Origin of the sequence: Amycolatopsis thailandensis (assembly GCF_002234405.1) — a bacterium.
GTDB lineage: Bacteria > Actinomycetota > Actinomycetes > Mycobacteriales > Pseudonocardiaceae > Amycolatopsis > Amycolatopsis thailandensis.
Map to the genome: position 1 here is coordinate 1 of NZ_NMQT01000388.1, position 640 is coordinate 640.

At 72.0% G+C, this 640-nt stretch carries 1 protein-coding gene; it reads left to right on the plus strand.

Features of this window, described 5'->3' with window-relative positions; genetic code table 11:
• Positions 1-68: 68 nt before the first annotated feature.
• Positions 69-640 (plus strand): amidohydrolase family protein (locus tag CFP71_RS43070; RefSeq protein ID WP_143267350.1); only part of this gene is annotated, 572 nt, incomplete at its 3' end.

Consider the following 640-nt stretch of genomic DNA (forward strand, 5'->3'; position numbering starts at 1 on the left):
GCGCGCACGGCAAGCTGCTGAGCACCACCGTGCACCCCGAGGCTTACGACCCCGCCGGGAGCTGAGCCTTGACCGCCGACCTCATCCTCACCAACGCCACGGTGTACACAGTGGACGGTGCCCGGCCCTGGGCGTCGTCACTGGCGATCAAGGACGGCCGGGTGCTGTCCCTGGAGGACATCGAACGCGGGCCGAACACCGAGGTCGTCGACCTCGACGGCGCCTTCGTGATGCCTGGCCTGGTCGACGTGCACAACCACCACGCCCTCGCCGGGCGCGCGGCCCTGTTCGAGCTGACCTTCGGCCTCGACGCTGGCTTGGACGACATCCTCGCCGCGGTCCGCTCGCACGCCGCCGCGCTCGGACCGGACGAATGGGTCGTCGGTGGCGCCTGGGCGTCCACACTGGTCAGCACCCTTTCGCGGACTTCGGCCCGGCACGCGCTCGACGAGGCCGCGGGCGGGCGTCCGGTCATGCTTTCGGACGACAGCAGGCACAACCGCTGGGTGAGCAGCCGGGCCTTGGAACTGGCGGGCGTCACCACCTCGACAGCCGACCCGGCGGGCGGGGAGATCGTCCGCGACCCGTCGACCGGCGAGCCCGTCGGTGTCCTGCTCGAGGCGGCGGGTGTCGCCGTCGA